Source organism: Hujiaoplasma nucleasis, from assembly GCF_013745115.1.
GTDB lineage: Bacteria > Bacillota_I > Bacilli_A > Izemoplasmatales > Hujiaoplasmataceae > Hujiaoplasma > Hujiaoplasma nucleasis.
Genome location: NZ_CP051151.1, coordinates 736,258 through 753,394, shown reverse-complemented (window position 1 = coordinate 753,394; position 17,137 = coordinate 736,258). Strand labels below are relative to the sequence as shown.

The window sequence follows — 17,137 nt, the reverse complement described above, 5'->3', positions numbered from 1 at the left end:
AATGGATTATGTTGATCTAATTAAAAAATATCAACCCTATAATGAACAAGAAGAAGTGGATAAGAAGTTAATCTTAGATTTTATTGAAAATAACTCAAATCATTTATATAGAGAAAATCTAACTGCCCATATGACTTCGTCTAGCATAGTGATAAACAAAGAAAAAACTAAAGTATTATTTGCTTATCACAATATATATGATTCTTGGGGCTGGTTAGGTGGTCATAACGATGGAGATCCAGACCTTCTAAAAGTCGCCATTAAAGAAGCTAAGGAAGAAACTGGGATTAAAGAAGTAGAAGCTTACTCTAAAGATATATTTATGATAGATGTGATTTATGTAGAAAATCATATCAAACATCATAAGAGAGTTCCTGATCATTTACACTTAAATGTTACTTATTTATTGGTTGCAGATGATAAACAAACATTGTATGTCAAAAAAGACGAAAACCAAGCTGTCGCTTGGTTTAAGTTAGATGAAGTTTTTCATAAAATAACAGAACCAAGAATGGTCCCTGTCTATCAAAAAGCCTTTGATAAAATTAAGAAACTTTAAAGTCGTTTATAACTTGAATTAAAATATTCATAGCCTTAATAATGATTTGATCACAGCCATTGATTTCATCTCTGTGATTAGGCTTAATTAAGCGACAATCAATTGAACCAAACGCATCTCTGATGCGTTTTTTATATGCAATTACAGCCTTACTAAGATCAGGGCTTTGATAGGCTGTTTGTTGGGTTAAAAGCATAGAAATAACGGTAACCCCACCACTCACAAGACCACATAAATCTTCTTCAAATATCCCGCCTCCAAAGCCAGACATAGCCTTTAAAGCTATAGGGTTTAAATTTAGCTTGTAATAGTCATTCGCAAAGTGTAAGATTGTTTCTGAACAGTTTAAATGTTTATGATTTTTTCTGTAGTCAATAGTATCCATAGTCACCTCTTAACTATTATAACAAATTTTCTTGAAAAAACAGACTCAAAATTGAGTCTGTTTAGAGGGGGGGTGCAATGTATGAGGTTATCTTTTACTATTCTTGAAAATCTTAATCAATTTAAATATGAGGTAATTGACCAAAAGAACTATATATAGAATTTGATTGATTGGTAAAGAATAATGAATAATAAGATGAATGAATAATAAAATATAAACAATATAAGCCAATCTTTGTAATTTTTTCCAATCTTTAGGTTTCATTTTTTTTCTAATGCTTATAAATGATGTTATGAATAAAGGTATCATGATGATATAAGCAATAATGCCAAAATATGTTGGCTCAATTGTCCCCTTAATTATTTTTACTAAGTTAAAAATAGCATGAGGACTTATAGCGATAAAACCAATGATTGATAATTCGGTTCTTACTGAGTATAATTTTTTTTGGTATGTCCAATTAGGTAAAGCTCCCGCCAACATGACCATGTAAAACAAGGCTAAACCTAAAAATCCTTTAATCCAGGGAAGGGTAAGGGAGTTAAAAATAGTGTGAGTAGCTAATTGTGATATTAGAAATGCTATAAGAGATAGAATTATAAAAAATGTGTATAAACTTGTATTGTGTTTTTTAATCCAAGTTGATTTATAATAAAGCAAAAAACTTAATATAATGAAAATAATAAATGTAATCATAGTTTCTCCTTAATGTAAGTGACCACTATCATATATAATAATGTATGTTGATTCTTTTGTCAATAGGATTTTTATCTTGACAAAGGAATTTTATTTTGTTAAAGTATGTAAGTGAATACTTACAAAAAAAGGAGAATTAATATGAACAAAATTGTGTCAGTAATTTCAAAACATCCCATATATGTCATATTATTTATGGTCTTTACCTTACTTATTCTAATCATTGGTATTACCAGTATTAGCTTATCAACAGGGAATTCCACCATGGTTAAAGAAGATACAAAGACCTATAGAGATAATTTAGCTTATGAGAATGAATTTGGTGGAGAAACTATCATCTTACACTTGGAACCTAATGGTGATTTATTAACTTTAAATGTTATTGAATTGTTTAATGATTTAGAAGAAGATTTATCAAGTTTAGAAGGTGTCTTTTCTTACCAAAGTCCAGCCACTTTAGTTAAAAACATGACTCAAAACCAGTATGTTCAGTTTCAAGAAGGAATCAAGGAAATAGGACTTGGTTTAGGCGAGCTTGGTTTACTCTTGACTCAACAAGCCGATTTAGTTAATCAGCTTGATCCAGTAGTCCTAGAAACTGCTTCTAGTGAACTTCAAAATGCCCTTGGCTTATTAAGCACTGGACAAGGGCAATTAAGCGATTCACTAGTTCGACTAGAAAGTGGATTCACATCATTAAATGATATCTTACTTTTATTACAAAATGCTCTTGAAAATGAAGGAGACATTCAAAAGGCCAATCAGTTATCGCAAGTAATTACAGAAATGAACACACTGATTGCAGGGCTTGAAAATATTCAAGATCTCCCTTTGCAAAGTATTCATGCTTTAGATGCAATGGCTTTTCAATTAGATCAGTTGTTTACACAATTGCTGAATGACTTGGATGAAATTCAAGGATTCATCGGTCAATTAAATGTTTTAAGTGCTAATTTGCAAACAATGTCTGAAACCTTATTAATGATTGAATCTTATTCAGATTCTTTTTATGCGGGTATTCCGAGAACTGAAGATACTCTAGAAAACTTGCTATATGATAATAAAGTTAGAAGGAGTATATTTGATGTTTTTATTATTGAAGAAAAGTATGTAATGATGCAAGTGACTCTAGAAGGTCAAGTAAGTAAAGAAGAGAAACAGTCCATCGTTGATGCTATTGAACTGAGGATTGAAGACAATGATTTTTCAGGACAATATTTGTTATCTGGTAAGTCAGTTTTAGATTTATCAATTCAAAATTCTATGATGTCATCTATGCAAAAGATGTTGATGTTATCGGTGAGTGTCATGATTTTAATTATGTTAATCACTTTTAAAGTTCGTTGGCGGATTTTACCACTTGTGACTGTCATGATAGCTGTGATTATGACGGTTGGAACCATGGGGTATTTATCTATCCCTATTACCATGGTATCTATGGCAGTTTTCCCAATTTTAATAGGGTTGGGGATTGATTATGCCATTCAGTTCCAAAATAGATATCATTTAGCCATGGAGGAAGACAATGAATAAATCAAAAAAAGCATTGATAAAAACATATAAAGAAATGGCACCAGCGATCTTTGTTGCGATGATTGCGACTGGTCTAGGGTTTTTAGCATTATTTACTTCTGATGTGCCTATGATTGCTGATTTTGGAAAAATGTTAACCATTGGAATTATCATCAGTTTTATTGTAGCGTCTTTGTTTTTATTGCCTTTGGTCTTTGTGAGAGACAAACACTTTTCTAATGAAGATAAAGGAAAGAAAAAAAGGAAGAAAAATTCACTGTTTTTATATCACATAACACGTTTCGTTTTAAAGTTTAAATATTTAATTATCATTATTGCTTTTGCTTTGGCTCTTGTCGGCTTATATTTAGATCAATCAGTCAGAGTTGAAACTGATGTTGAAACCTTTATGCCACAAAATTCTCAAGCCTTAGATGATATTCATGAATTAAGAGATAGGATGGGATCAACTGACCAAGTTGTTTTGGTTTTTGAATCGGATAACATGGTTTCTAATGAAAATATTGAGTATGTTAATACACAAATTAGTGATTTAAACAATCAATACTCAAATCAAATTATTCAAATTAATTCACTATTCTCTTTGGCCAATGAGATGGGGCTGGATTTTAACGAGTCAAGTGTAACTTCACTTGTTGATGCTTTGTCTGAGGAGCAAAGTAAAGTCTGGATCAATGAAGATCATAGTAAAATGGTGGTTCAGCTCATGATAAAGAAAATGGAAACTATTGAATTAGATTCGTTTTTAATTGAGTTAGATCGATATTTAACATCTGTAGAAAATGATCGCACTCAAATTACCATCACTGGACAGGCCACTATTGACGTGGCGATGATATCATCATTAACAAGCGGAAGATATACCATTACTTTATTGGGAATGTTGGCTGTTTTTTTAGGCTTACTTCTTATCTATAGAAATTTTTTCAAAGCTATTACACCTTTAATTCCTATCACTCTTATTATCGGATGGTCTGGTTTACTCATGTATACACTAGATATAGCATATACCCCTTTAACCGCAACCCTAGGAGCCCTCATTATTGGAATTGGTACAGAGTTTACCATATTAATCATGGACCGATACTATAAAAATATTAATGATTTCATGCCTGCGGAGGAAATCATTGCTGATTCAGTTCAAATGATCGGAAAACCTATATTGATTTCTGCGATTACAACCATGGGTGGATTTTCTGCTTTAATTATTTCGGACTTTGAAATCCTTAAGAACTTTGGTATAATGACTGTGATAAATCTTATTTTAGCGATTATATCTACATTATTGATTATGCCAATTGTCTTGTACATGCAAACTAGAATAAGGACAAAAATTAATTTCAAAAGAGGATAAGATGAAGGGAACAAAAGAAAAAATCATGCATGCCAGCATGAAGTTGTTTGAAAAAAAAGGTTATTTAGAAACAACAACTCTTGAAATTGCTCAAATGGCTGGAGTGGCGGAAGTCACCTTGTTTAGAAATTTTAATTCGAAGTTAGAATTGTTTGAACAAAGTATTAGAAGTTATCTTTCTGTCTTTATAGAAGATGGAAAAATAAGAAATATTATTCAATTACCTTCTGAGGAATTTTATAAGACACTTTTAAATAATCGGATAAAAGTCGCTGTAAAAAGAAAAGAATTCTTAAAATTCATCATTAAAGAATCCTTTTCAGATTATTTACCTGAGGATTTAAGGTTTACAGAAATAATCTATAAACATTTACTTAAAGTCATAGAAATGCATTGTAATTATCATCAAATCAAAGATAACTCTAAAGTCAATGCAAGACTGATTGCGGGTTTATTATTATCTTTAGTGGTTGTGCCAGGAAAAGCAGAAGTGTCAATGGATGATTTAATAGATGCTTACATTAAAATTTTAATATAAATAAAAACGCATCTCCAAAATGGAAATGCGTTTTATTTTATTATTTATTCTTCTCTTTTTCCTAATTGATGGTCTAACATAAATAAGCCTTTACCATCCATCATTTTAACTTTGTCAATTAAAGCTGAGAAATTTGCTTCCTCTTCAACTTGTTCATCCACATACCATTGTAGGAAAGAAATTGAAGCATAATCATTCAACTCAATTGCTAAGGTCATTAATTCATTGATGCGTCTTGTTACTTCTTTTTCATGGTTTAAAGATGTTTCTAATACTTCTAATACAGATTTAAATTCATTTTGTGGAGATTCAAAACCTGTGATTTCAACTCTTTGTCCACGATCATTTAAGTATCCCATGAATTTTTCAGCATGTTCAACTTCCTCTTTGTATTGTACATTAAACCATTTTTCAAATCCTTCTAAAGATAATGATGCAAAGTAGTTTTGCATGGCTAAATATACATGTGCAGATTCTAATTCAAAATTTAATTGTTTATTGATTGCTTTTACCATTTTTTCATTCATAATTTTCATCTCCTTCAGTTCTCTATTATAACAAAAATAAATATTTATTCAATTAAATAGATTTTATAAATCTTGATCATTAACTTGATCTAAGAATGCTTTAATAGGTTCTATTACAGATTTAATGGTGCCTTTTTTAAAAGGATTATTTAGCTTAGTTGATTCTACTAAATCAACAAAGCTTTTTGATCCGCCTAAACGACATAATTTAATATATTTATCTAAAGCTAATTCGTGATTTTCTTGACTTAATACAAAGAATTGGAAAGCTAAGACTTGGGCTAGTGTATAGTCAATATAATAGAAAGGCACAGAGAATATATGGCCTTGTTTAAACCAGTAAGTACCTTTTTCCATGAAATGGTCATCATCATAATCTTTAAAAGGTAAGTATTTTTTTTCTATTTTTCGCCAAGTTGCTTTTCTTTGGTCTGGAGTCATTTCCGGCTTATTATAAACTTCATGTTGAAACTCATCAACAGCAACTCCGTAAGGTAAGAAAGATAAAGATGAGTCTAAATGATAGAATTTATATTTGTCAGTATCTTCTTTAAAGAAACCATCAATCCATGGCCAAGCTAAGAATTCCATGCTCATGGAATGAATTTCAGCGGCTTCCATTGTTGGCCATCTATATGAAGGAATTTGTTCTTGACTTGAATAAATTTGGAAGGCATGTCCAGCCTCATGAGTCAAAACATTAACATCATGGCTTGTCCCATTAAAGTTAGCGAAAATAAATGGTGATTTATAATTAGGAATGTAAGTGCAGTATCCTCCACCAGCTTTGCCAGGTTTAGAGTCTAGTTCTAGTAATTCATGTTCTAACATGAAATTAAAGAATTCACCGGTTTCTTTTGACATTTCTTCGTACATATTTTTGGCAATATTTACTTGCCAATTTAAGTCACCTTTTGGTGTAGGGTTTCCAGTTTTAAAAGATAAGGCTAAATCATATGATTTAGGATTTTCAATGCCAATTCTTTTAGCTTTTCTTTCCACCAATTCCTTGACTAAAGGAACGACTTCATTATAAATTTGGTCACGGTAGTTTTTTACATCCTTATGATTGTAATCGGTACGTCCTAATCGATCATAACCTAATTGAACATAATTTTCATATCCCAAAGTTTTTGCTATTTTATGTCTGACTTTTACCATATCATCATAAATTTGATCTATCTCTTTTTCATTTTCTTCAAAAAATTGTGATGTTTTTAATTGAGCTTTATGTCTAGTATCTCTATCGAGACTTTGTAAAAAAGGCCCCATTTGAGTTAAGTTGTAAATTTTACCCTCAAATTCAATTTCAGCTCCTGCCAATAATTTTGAATATTTTGTTGAAAGTTTGTTTTCTTTTTGTAAATCTGGGATGATTTCTTCAGAAAATGTTTTTTCTTGAAGTTCAGCTTGTTTAAAAATTAATTGGCCTAATTTTTCTTCTAAGAATTTTCTGTTTTTTGATGCAATCAATTGTTTTGAAAAAAGATTGTTATACATTTGTAACTTAGGACCGTTTTCATCAAAGAAGTCTTGTTCTTTTTGATAAAATTCATCTTTTGTGTCTAAAGAGTTTCTAATAGAAACCAGGGTAGCCATAGAATCTAATTGGTCATTCAAATCAAAGAATTCATGAATCGCTTTAAGTTCTGTTTCCTCATCAACATTGCCACCTATTTTTTCTAATAAGTCGCTTATTTTTTCTTGATAATTTTCAATATCTGGGCGGTGATACCTGTAATCTTTAAATTTCATTTTTCAATCTCCTTTTCATTTACTATTTTAATTTTATCATAGATAAAGATCTTATGCGAATAGCTTGTACTTTTTTACAAAAAAAAATCCCAAGCATAATATACTTGGGATGATTACTTAAAACATAGCGGCTAATAATAAAGATACAGTTGTCATTAATTTAATTAGAATATTTAATGCTGGGCCTGAAGTGTCTTTTAATGGATCACCTACAGTATCTCCAGTCACTGAAGCCTTATGAGCAGCAGAACCTTTTCCACCGTGATGACCATCTTCGATATATTTTTTAGCATTATCCCAGGCACCACCAGAGTTAGCCATAAAAATTGCTAACATGATACCGGTGATTAAAGTTCCTGCTAATAAACCGCCCAAAGCTGCGGGGCCAAAAACAAAGCCTACCACAACAGGTGTGATGATTGCAAGCAAGGCTGGTGCTAACATTTCTTTAAGGGCTGAGTCAGTAGATATGGCTACACATTTAGAATAATCAGGCGTAGCATTTCCTTCTAATATCCCAGGAATATCCCGAAATTGTCTTCTAATTTCATCAATCATTTTATTTGCTGCTTTACCAACACTAAAGATTGTCATTGAAGAAAATAGAAAGGCAAGCATACCCCCTACAACCAAGCCTGAAATAACATGAGAATTAATTAAATTGATGGTTTCTAAACCTGTTTTTACAGCATATGAACTAAATAAAGCTAGGGCAGTTAAGGCAGCTGAACCAATAGCAAAACCTTTAGCAACTGCAGCAGTTGTATTACCAACACTATCTAATTTATCAGTAATCTTTCTTACATGATCATCCATTTTAGACATTTGAGCTATACCGCCAGCATTATCAGCAATCGGTCCATATGCATCAACACTAACAGTCATACCCGCAGTACCTAACATACCAACTGCAGCTAAACCAATACCAAATAATCCACCAACTTCAAATGCTAATAGAGAACCTAAAGCAATAGCTAAAATAGGAAAAACAGTAGATTGCATACCGGTTGCTATGCCTGCAATAATGTTTGTAGCATGTCCTGTTTCTGATTGTTTGGCTATTTCTTTAACAAATTTATACTTTTCTGAAGTGTAGTATTCACTGATAAAGGCAATAAATAATCCTACAGCTAAACCAACGATGATACTATAAAAAGGTCCCATATTGGATGGTAATTCTGATAAACCTGATGCATCATATTGTTTTATATTGAAAAAATAAGTGACTATAAAAGAACCAATAACAAAGAATAAAGCACTCATATAGGTCCCTAGTTTTAAGGAGTGATGTGGGTTACCATTCTTTCCTGTTTTAACAAAGAAGGTTCCTAATATCGAAGAAAGTATTCCTACACCAGCAATGATTAAAACAAAAATAACGCCTTGGCTACCAAACCATAAGGCTCCTATAGTGGCTGCGCCAATAATTGAAGAAACATAAGATTCTAATAAATCAGATCCCATACCTGCAACATCACCAACATTGTCGCCAACATTATCAGCGATGGTAGCTGGATTTCTTGGGTCATCTTCAGGCACATCTAGTTCTATCTTACCAACCATATCAGCACCAACATCAGCTGCTTTTGTATATATACCTCCACCAACTCTAGAAAATAAAGCGATGGTTGATGCTCCTAAAGAATAGCCAGCAGCTATTTCAATAGCAGTGGAAGCATCTAAAGAAAATAGGTTTTCAGCAATTAGATATACAATAATTAGTCCTAATAAACCAAAACCTACCACTGACATTCCCATGACAGTTCCGCCTTTAAAAGCAACATTTAAAGCTTCATTCATGCCGTGATTATTGGCTGCAGTAGCTGTTCTTGAATTAGCTTCTGTGGCAGTTTTCATGCCAACTAAACCCGCTATTCCAGAAAACGTAGCTCCTAAGACAAAAGCTAAAGCACTTGCGATACTTAAAGCCAGCCATAAGCCAAAGAATCCTAGGATAACAAAGATAATGATAATCCGGTATTCTCTACTTAAAAAGGCATTGGCTCCCTCTTTAATATAACCAGCTATTTCCTTAACCTTATCATTCCCTGATGAATAAGATAAGACTTTCTTAAATAAATACATAGCGTAAACAATCGCAATGATTGCTAAAAAACCTGCGATATAAATTAAACTTCCCATATTTCCCCCTTAAGTTTATTATTAAATATTCTATCAAAAAATTACATATTTACAATAACATCTTCTTAATTTGTCGATTCTTTTTGCTTGTTTTTAGAAAAACTTAAAATAAGTCCTAGGGCAATTGATAAAAATCCAGCCATTAATACGCGATATTGGCTTGGTAATAAGAAAGTTATAGTATGGGCAGGTACCCAAAATAAAGGAATCGTTTTTATTAAAACAAATTCTAGGTAAACTTTCCAATGAATTGTAGATGAAACATCAGATATCTTAACTTTAGTGATTTGTTTAAATCGACCTTGGCCTAAGTCAATGTATGTATCAGTCACACGGTGTAATAACATAAAGGCTGGCGCAAAACTTAAATTCATAATTAGACTGATTAAAAAGGCAGTCACTAATTTGTTAGAAAAACTATGTTTTATTGAAGGTAATAAATTATTATTTATTGCACTATTGACACCAGCGTCATAAATATGAAACATTAAAACAAAGCCCATTCCCAAGATTCCCCAAACGATAAATCGATAGAATAAACCTTTCTTAGAGAAATAATGATTGCTTTGAATTCTTGAGGCAATTAGTTCTCCGCTCGTTGCCAAAATAGATGTTTTTATAAAACCCATAAGATAAGGGTGGTTGATGGTTTGTGTTTCAATAAAAACCCTTGTAGTATTTATTAGGAATAACAAAACCACAGTAAGTATATAAAATATCAAAATTATATCCTTTTTTTTCATTAATTTATCTCCTTTTTAATTTTTTTCAATTAATTTCTTATATCTTAACACAAATAAGATAAAATATGTATAATAAGTGATAAGGAGTGAGGCATGAAAGAATTAAAATCTTATTTAAGTCAATATGAAAATCCTAGGATATTAGATATAGGAACTGGCAAGGGTGATTTTATTGCTATGATTGATTATGTCTACCAAGATTATTCGGAAATAATCGGCATTGATATTGTCGATTATCTTTTAGAAATGGACGAAAGTGCATTCGAAAACAATCCGAAAATCAAATGGATGGATTTAGATGTTTTAGAAACTACTTTTCCAAAAAACAGTTTTGATATCATATCTTTATCAAACACTTTACATCATATTAAAGATATCAAATCAATGTTTAATCAAATGGTAGAGATGTTAAAACCAGGTGGCATTATAATTCTTAGTGAATTAATATCTTCTAATGATTTATCAGAAAAGCAAATATCTCATCAGTTATTGCATTCATTTGCAGCGAAAATAGATCACGAGTTGAATAAAGTACATTCGCAAATTTTTTCAAAAGAAAATGTTATGCAAGCCATTGAAATGTATTCCCCGTTGCCTGTAGACGCTATATGGGAATTGGAAACAAAATCCTTTGATGAAGAAATTACATTAGAAGATTTATACAGACTTGTGGATGGTTTATTGAAGAATGTGAAAGACAGTCCTAAATTTGAACAATATAAAGAAGAAGCAATAGCAATTAAAGATTATTTACAAGAAAATGGTTTTAGTTATGCAACAACCATATGTGTTGTCTTAAAAAAGCAATAATTCAATAAATTGTTTAAAGAAGTTATTGTTATTTAGGCAATTTCATTATATAATCTATAAAAATAGTTTTATTATTACTAAAAGGAGGAAAAATGAAAAAATTATTAATGTTTATTCTGGCAGCTTTCTTGTTTGTTGGTATTGTTGCTTGTGATGGTGAAGGTACTATTGATGTTACTGAAGAACCTACAACAGTTCAAGTGACTGAAGCACCAACAGAAGAACCAACTCAAGCGCCTACAGAAGAACCAACGACTCAAGTTCCTACTCAAGAACCAACAACAGAGGAACCAACAACAGAAGAACCAACAACAGAAGAACCAACAACAGAGGAACCAACAACAGAAGAACCGACAACAGAGGAGCAAACTGAGGATCCAAATATAGCTAAAGTCGACTCTGAATTGGCGGCTATAAATCTTACTTTAGCAGATTTGATTGCTGGAGCTAAATTACCGAAGGCTAGTGCAGACTGGTCAGTGCAATTTTCATGGCGTACAAGCAATCCTTATATTATAACAGCTGATGGTTTTGTAAATAACCCACCTGTAGGTTCAGATCCTGCACTTGTGACCTTAACTGTAAGAGCACAAGCTGGAGCTTATTCAGCTTCTAAGGAATTTGAATTTACTGTCGAGCCATATCCTGAAGTTGAAATTGCAGAAAAAAGACTGTTTGATTTTGTTGGTACATCAACAGAATATGTTGTAACAGATCAAACAGATGTAGCCTTATACTTTACTCAAGGGGGTGAACTACCTTATATTGATGTAGAAACATTCTTTACCATGATGGAAGGGGCAATTGAACCTGAGTTATTGACTTTCACTATGGAAGCTGAAGACATCATGAAGATCGAGTATACATATGAGTATTTTGATGATATCTTACAAGAAGATGTTGTTGAAGTGTATTCTGCACATCTTAATTTCACTGATAATACTTTAAGAGTAGATAATTTTGATTTCTTTGCTGGCTATGTTGCTTCAACTGAATCAAATTATGGTGAAGGTTTAAATTATGTGGATGTAGATTATGTAGATGGACAAGAAGTCATTATTGATTTAGGATTCTATAATATAGATCTAGTAAATTATCTCGATGGAGAAACTACAGTTCATTTAATGCCATTGCATGCTTTAAATATTATCTTTATGAGTGATATTTATTATCAAGCTTATTTCAATGGTGACATGATTTATGGTGTTGATACTTTTGATTTAAGTTCAGGTAATGAAGAAACTATTAATTTAATCCACGAAAGTTCATATAATAATAAAGAAATGTCTGTTGAAGTTAAATTGGCAACTTATAATTCTTTAGCATTAATTATGGATTACTTCTATGGATTGAAACCTGATAAGAATTATGATACATATTATGAAAGATTATATGCATCTATGAAGTCAATTATTACTGGTACCGATAACAACTTATACAATAAAATATTCGGTTTCATGTATGGTATGGATGACTTACATACATCACATGTATTTTATGGGTATTATGATGCGAGAACTATGTCGGGAATATCAATAAGTGATTTAGGGCCAGAAACAACAGCTTTCTATGAAGGTTTATGGGCTGTCCAAGATTTATTAACAGCTAAATTTGGTGGATATACTGACGATGATTTGCCAGAATACAGTTTAATAAATGATGATACTGTTGCGGTCATCCATATCACTGGATTTACTATCGATAGTCCTGATGCCTTTAAAGCTACTTTAGATGCTTTGCCTGAAACAGTTGAAGATGTAGTTATTGATTTGTCATATAATACTGGTGGTAACATTGGTGCTGTAATGAGAATCTTTGGTTATATGACAGAGGAACAATATAATTATCATTCGCAAAATCCAGCAGATGGATCAGCTGTGACATATTATATAGAAAGTGATTATGTAGCATACGATTATAATTGGTATGTCTTAACTTCTTCAGTAACCTTTAGTGCAGCCAATATGTTTGCATCAATGGCAAAAGAGTTAGGAATACCTGTGATTGGACAACAATCAAGTGGTGGAGCGTCAAGTATTGGTGCATTTATCACTCCAGATGGATCAGCAGTCATGATTTCTACCAATAATGTTTTAAGTACTAGAATAGGAAACGAAATTGATGGTTATCAATATGTATCTGTTGAATCGGGTGTTCCAGTTGATTATTTCTTAAGTAACGTTGCAAGTGATGATCAATTGATCAACGCAATTAACGAACATAAAGCTCAAACCGAGTAAATACATCCTATACCGAAATAGATAAAGATAGTAAAATAGACATCGAGAATGATTATTATTGGTGAAATTTTTAAAAAGACAACTTTACACGAAAAATTTTATATGATATAATTACTTAACACTTTTCGATGTCTAACTTTCTATATTATTTAGATTTTTAGACAGTTATATATTTCATTCGATTCCATAAAAATCTTAATTGATGGAGGAAGATGGATTTATATATAAGAAAAATGTAATATTTTAAAGAAAAGAGAGGAGAAAAAAATTGAAAAAATTATTAATGTTTTTGTTAGCAGCTTTTCTATTTGTTGGAATCGCTGCATGTAATGGAGACGAAACAACGTTAGAGCCAACAGATGCTCCAACAACAACAGAAGCGCCTACTGAAGAACCAACAGAAGCGCCTACTGAAGAACCAACTCAAGCTCCAACTGATGAACCAACTACAGATGAAACTGATCCTATTTTGGAAGATCCAACTTATGATTATTATGTAACTGGTAACTTTGCTGGTTGGGCTGACGCTTTCGGAGTAGCTCAATATAAATTTGAAGCTACAAGAGTAAGTGACCCAGAATTAGCTGAGGTAAGTTCTCAAATTCAAGATGCTACATTATTATATAGCATCGACGTGATATTACCAGCTGAAGGTGCTGGATGGGACGTTACATATACAATTGACGGAACTGAAACTACTTTCGACGGTAATTTAACACTTAAATTTGCTCGTATCCAAATGATGGATGGCGAAGCAATTCCTACTTGGTGGGCTCCATCTCCTGAGAGTGGACAAGTTTATAACTTGACTCCAGAAACTTTATTCATACCTAATTATATCGATCCAGCTTCTTCAAGCTATGATCCTGAATTAGGAACAGGAAACTGGAATGACAACCCTGTAGTGTTTGTTCCTGGTGAATACAGAGTAGTATTTGCTTTAGTGAACGGACAACGTTGGTTAGGTGCAATTCTTCTTGAAGAATATGAAACTACTGAAACTCCAACTACAGAATTACAATTCCCAGAAGATCCAACTTATCCAACTGGTCTTTATAACTATAAATTCCAAACTTCAGAAGTTAGACATACTTTCATGGCTGCAGCTGAAAAATTCTTGATGAACAATATGTATGGTGGTGTTCCTCTATTCGCTAATGGTGGATTCGCATTATACTCACCAAGACTTCAGTTACCTGTGGACGCATACATTCCAGTAATGGGATATGGTACAGGATTTGCAACTATGTCAGCTGATGACTCTACAGTATTAATGGCGGATGGTGAACCAGGAAACGTTGGTGAATACACTTATCGTACTGCTAATACTACTAACCCTGTAACTTGGAACCAATGGTTATATGATACTTCAACAGACTCTGATTACATGGGAATCTATATGGATGCTCCATATGCTTACCATTTCAATGCAGAAAAAACTGGTTATGAAGTTGTTCCATCTATGATGGCATCTAACCCAATCCCTGTTGATTCAAATATTACTCCAACAGGTAAAGAAGTTTCAACTAAATGGAACTTTGAAGTTAGACAAGATTTAGAATGGTTCTTCCATCCTGACACTGATATTTCATATATCACAGATACTACTATTGATGCAGAAGATTTTGTTGAAACATTCAAATTAGCTTTAACAAACAACTGGTTCCGCGCTGTTTCTGGTGGTGGAGACTTCTTAAACGAAACTACAGGCCTTGTTGGCGCTGAAGCGTTCGCAGATGATCCTACAGAAGCAAACTGGGCTAATGTTGGTATTAAATTAATTGATGACTATACTTTCCAATTTGAATTCTTAAATGAACAATCAGAATGGAACGTAAGATACTTCATGTCTTCATTTGTTATGACCCCTATCCAATTAGAAATGTATGAAGAATTAGGTGACGTTGACGACGGCGGTACTTATGGTACTTCTAATACAACAATTGCTTATCATGGTGCATACTATGTAGATTATTATGAAGCAGACAAAACTTTAGTTTATAAAGAAAACACTAATTATCATAGTCCAGATGAATATTTCTATACTGGATATGAAATACAAATTATTCCTGATGCTGCAATTAGATTCCAAGAATTCGAAGCTGGTAAATTAGAATCTGTTTCATTACCAACTGAAAACTATGATGATTACAAAAACCATCCTGGTTTAAAACGTATACCTGGGGCAACTACATTCAGAATGATGATTAATGGATTAGGTACAGTAACTGCTCAACAAGAACAATTCCCAGGATCAACTTGGGTTCCAGAACCATTATTAGCTAATGATGATTTCAAAATGGCATTATTCTTTGCTATTGACAGAAAATATTTAGCTGAAACAGTTCTTAAAACAAGCCAAACACAAATGTACTTATTCTCAGATGCTTATTTAGTAGAAGCTGAAGAAGGTGTACCATACCGTCAAACACCGCAAGGGCAAACAGTAGGTGAAGGTTTAGCACCTGGACAAAATGGTTACAATAAAGATGCTGCTATCGCATATTGGGAATTAGCTATTGAAAAATTAGTTGCTGACGGCGTTTATGCTGAAGGCGATACAATCGAATTAGATTTCTATGTATTCTCTGGTTCTGAAGCACAAACATTACTTGGACAATACATTAAAGCTACTTTCGAATCTACATTCATCCATTATGGATTAGATGTTAATGTTGTTATTAACGTTGAACCTAAAGACTTCCCTGGTATTTATTATGAATACATGATGACTGGTAACTTTGACCTTTCAATCGGTGGTATTTCTGGTTCTACATTAGACGCTGCATCATTCTTAGATGTATTCGCTGATGACAACCGTGGTGGATTTACTCTTAACTGGGGTATTGACACTTCAACTGCTGAAATCCCTGTTAAATATGTAACTCATGACTATGACGCTAATGGTAATATCGTTGAATCTTATGCTCACTATGAAATGTGGTCATTCAATGCCATTACATCTATCTTAAATGGTCAAAAATATATTCAAGATGGTGAAGAAGCATTAGCTCCAAGTCCTGAGTTTACTGAAATTCTTCCTACAGAATTCACATTCAGAATTGACGAATTCAACAATACTGCTTACACTAACATTACTTACACAATTGAAGAATATGGACAAGATAGTGAAGAATATTACGTATACAATGGCTTAGAAGATATTCCTGCTACTTCAGATACAATTACAATCACTGGAACTCAAGCATATCCATATGATTATCAAATCATTATTAAATATGACTTAGCTTCTGGAGAAAATGAAGAACCATTCATGACTTCTACATGGCAATACTCAGGTAAGTTCGTAAGAACTGTTGAAACTACAGATACTACAGCTACAGTTACATTAGATGTTCGTGACAACGCTGCTAGAGAATTCTTAGCTGGATCAGTGCAATTATTCTTAGCTGCAGATGATACAGAAGTAACAACAGCTACAATTACTATTAATGCAAATGTTGTAACAATTACAGGCTTAACAGCTGAAACTGAATACTACATTACATTCGATACTAATGAAGGATTCACAGACGAATACGTATTGTACTACATGTATGCTGATGTAGTAACAACAGCTACACCTGCATAATAGCAAAAATTAAAATATTACATTTAAACTTAATATTTGATTAAAGATACGCATGCAAACCATCATGCTTCGGTGTGGTGGTTTGCTGTATCTTTAAATTTTTGTAAAAAGCATATTTTTTTTATGGAATTTATTTTTTACTTAGACGATTAAGCTCTATTAACAATAGAGCAAATGCAACCAATCATTTTTTCTATTGTTAGATAGAGGTTATATTCATATTACGGAAAGGAGTTTATGTCCAAGGGCATAAAAATAGCGAA

The 17,137-nt window shown here is 32.5% G+C and carries 13 protein-coding genes; 7 read left to right on the top strand and 6 right to left on the bottom strand.

Annotated elements, in window-relative coordinates; all coding sequences use genetic code 11:
* Position 1: 1 nt before the first annotated feature.
* Positions 2-559 carry an NUDIX hydrolase gene (locus HF295_RS03380; RefSeq protein WP_312032445.1) on the top strand — a complete coding sequence of 186 codons (558 nt, stop codon included), beginning with the start codon at positions 2-4 and terminating at the stop codon, positions 557-559.
* On the opposite strand, the gene HF295_RS03375 is transcribed toward HF295_RS03380, so the two are convergent.
* Both HF295_RS03375 and HF295_RS03370 read right to left on the bottom strand, forming a co-directional pair.
* Positions 546-944: a C-GCAxxG-C-C family protein gene (locus HF295_RS03375; protein ID WP_312032444.1), complete on the bottom strand. Its 399-nt coding sequence runs from the start codon at positions 942-944 to the stop codon at positions 546-548. The genes HF295_RS03380 and HF295_RS03375 overlap by 14 nt on opposite strands.
* Positions 945-1,031: 87 nt before the next feature.
* Entirely contained in the window at positions 1,032-1,640 is a 609-nt protein-coding gene (locus HF295_RS03370; RefSeq protein ID WP_312032443.1) for a ferric reductase-like transmembrane domain-containing protein, read from the bottom strand.
* 141 nt (positions 1,641-1,781) lie between these two features.
* Here HF295_RS03370 and HF295_RS03365 point away from each other — a divergent pair, with 141 nt between their 5' ends.
* The 3 genes from HF295_RS03365 to HF295_RS03355 are packed head-to-tail and all read left to right on the top strand — an operon-like array spanning position 1,782 to position 5,065.
* Positions 1,782-3,173, top strand: a complete 1,392-nt coding sequence (locus HF295_RS03365) for an MMPL family transporter (RefSeq protein ID WP_312032442.1) — start codon at positions 1,782-1,784, stop codon at positions 3,171-3,173.
* Positions 3,166-4,527 (top strand): efflux RND transporter permease subunit, encoded by a 1,362-nt coding sequence (locus tag HF295_RS03360; protein ID WP_312032441.1) that lies wholly within the window; start codon positions 3,166-3,168, stop codon positions 4,525-4,527. The genes HF295_RS03365 and HF295_RS03360 overlap by 8 nt, the downstream gene beginning before the upstream one ends.
* 1 nt (position 4,528) lies before the next feature.
* Positions 4,529-5,065, top strand: coding sequence for a TetR/AcrR family transcriptional regulator (locus tag HF295_RS03355; protein WP_312032440.1), 537 nt, complete (start codon positions 4,529-4,531; stop codon positions 5,063-5,065).
* 44 nt (positions 5,066-5,109) lie between these two features.
* Here the strand turns inward: HF295_RS03355 and HF295_RS03350 are convergent, their stop codons facing one another.
* The 4 genes from HF295_RS03350 to HF295_RS03335 all read right to left on the bottom strand — a co-directional run bounded on the left by HF295_RS03350 (position 5,110) and on the right by HF295_RS03335 (position 10,232).
* Positions 5,110-5,592 carry a ferritin gene (locus HF295_RS03350; RefSeq protein ID WP_312032439.1) on the bottom strand — a complete coding sequence of 161 codons (483 nt, stop codon included), beginning with the start codon at positions 5,590-5,592 and terminating at the stop codon, positions 5,110-5,112.
* A 63-nt stretch (positions 5,593-5,655) separates the two neighbouring features.
* Positions 5,656-7,347, bottom strand: coding sequence for a M3 family oligoendopeptidase (locus tag HF295_RS03345; RefSeq protein ID WP_312032438.1), 1,692 nt, complete (start codon positions 7,345-7,347; stop codon positions 5,656-5,658).
* A gap of 117 nt (positions 7,348-7,464) precedes the next feature.
* Positions 7,465-9,489 (bottom strand): sodium-translocating pyrophosphatase, encoded by a 2,025-nt coding sequence (locus HF295_RS03340; protein ID WP_312032437.1) that lies wholly within the window; start codon positions 9,487-9,489, stop codon positions 7,465-7,467.
* 65 nt (positions 9,490-9,554) lie between these two features.
* Complete coding sequence (locus HF295_RS03335; protein ID WP_312032436.1) at positions 9,555-10,232, bottom strand: Mpv17/PMP22 family protein; 678 nt, start codon at positions 10,230-10,232, stop codon at positions 9,555-9,557.
* A 93-nt stretch (positions 10,233-10,325) separates the two neighbouring features.
* On the opposite strand from HF295_RS03335, the gene HF295_RS03330 reads away from it, so the two are divergent.
* The 3 genes from HF295_RS03330 (at position 10,326) to HF295_RS03320 (ending at position 16,874) form a co-directional block, all read left to right on the top strand.
* Positions 10,326-11,042 carry a class I SAM-dependent methyltransferase gene (locus tag HF295_RS03330; RefSeq protein ID WP_312032435.1) on the top strand — a complete coding sequence of 239 codons (717 nt, stop codon included), beginning with the start codon at positions 10,326-10,328 and terminating at the stop codon, positions 11,040-11,042.
* Between the two features lie 92 nt (positions 11,043-11,134).
* Complete coding sequence (locus HF295_RS03325; protein WP_312032434.1) at positions 11,135-13,282, top strand: S41 family peptidase; 2,148 nt, start codon at positions 11,135-11,137, stop codon at positions 13,280-13,282.
* Between the two features lie 268 nt (positions 13,283-13,550).
* Entirely contained in the window at positions 13,551-16,874 is a 3,324-nt protein-coding gene (locus HF295_RS03320) for an ABC transporter substrate-binding protein (RefSeq protein WP_312032433.1), read from the top strand.
* Positions 16,875-17,137: the final 263 nt, after the last annotated feature.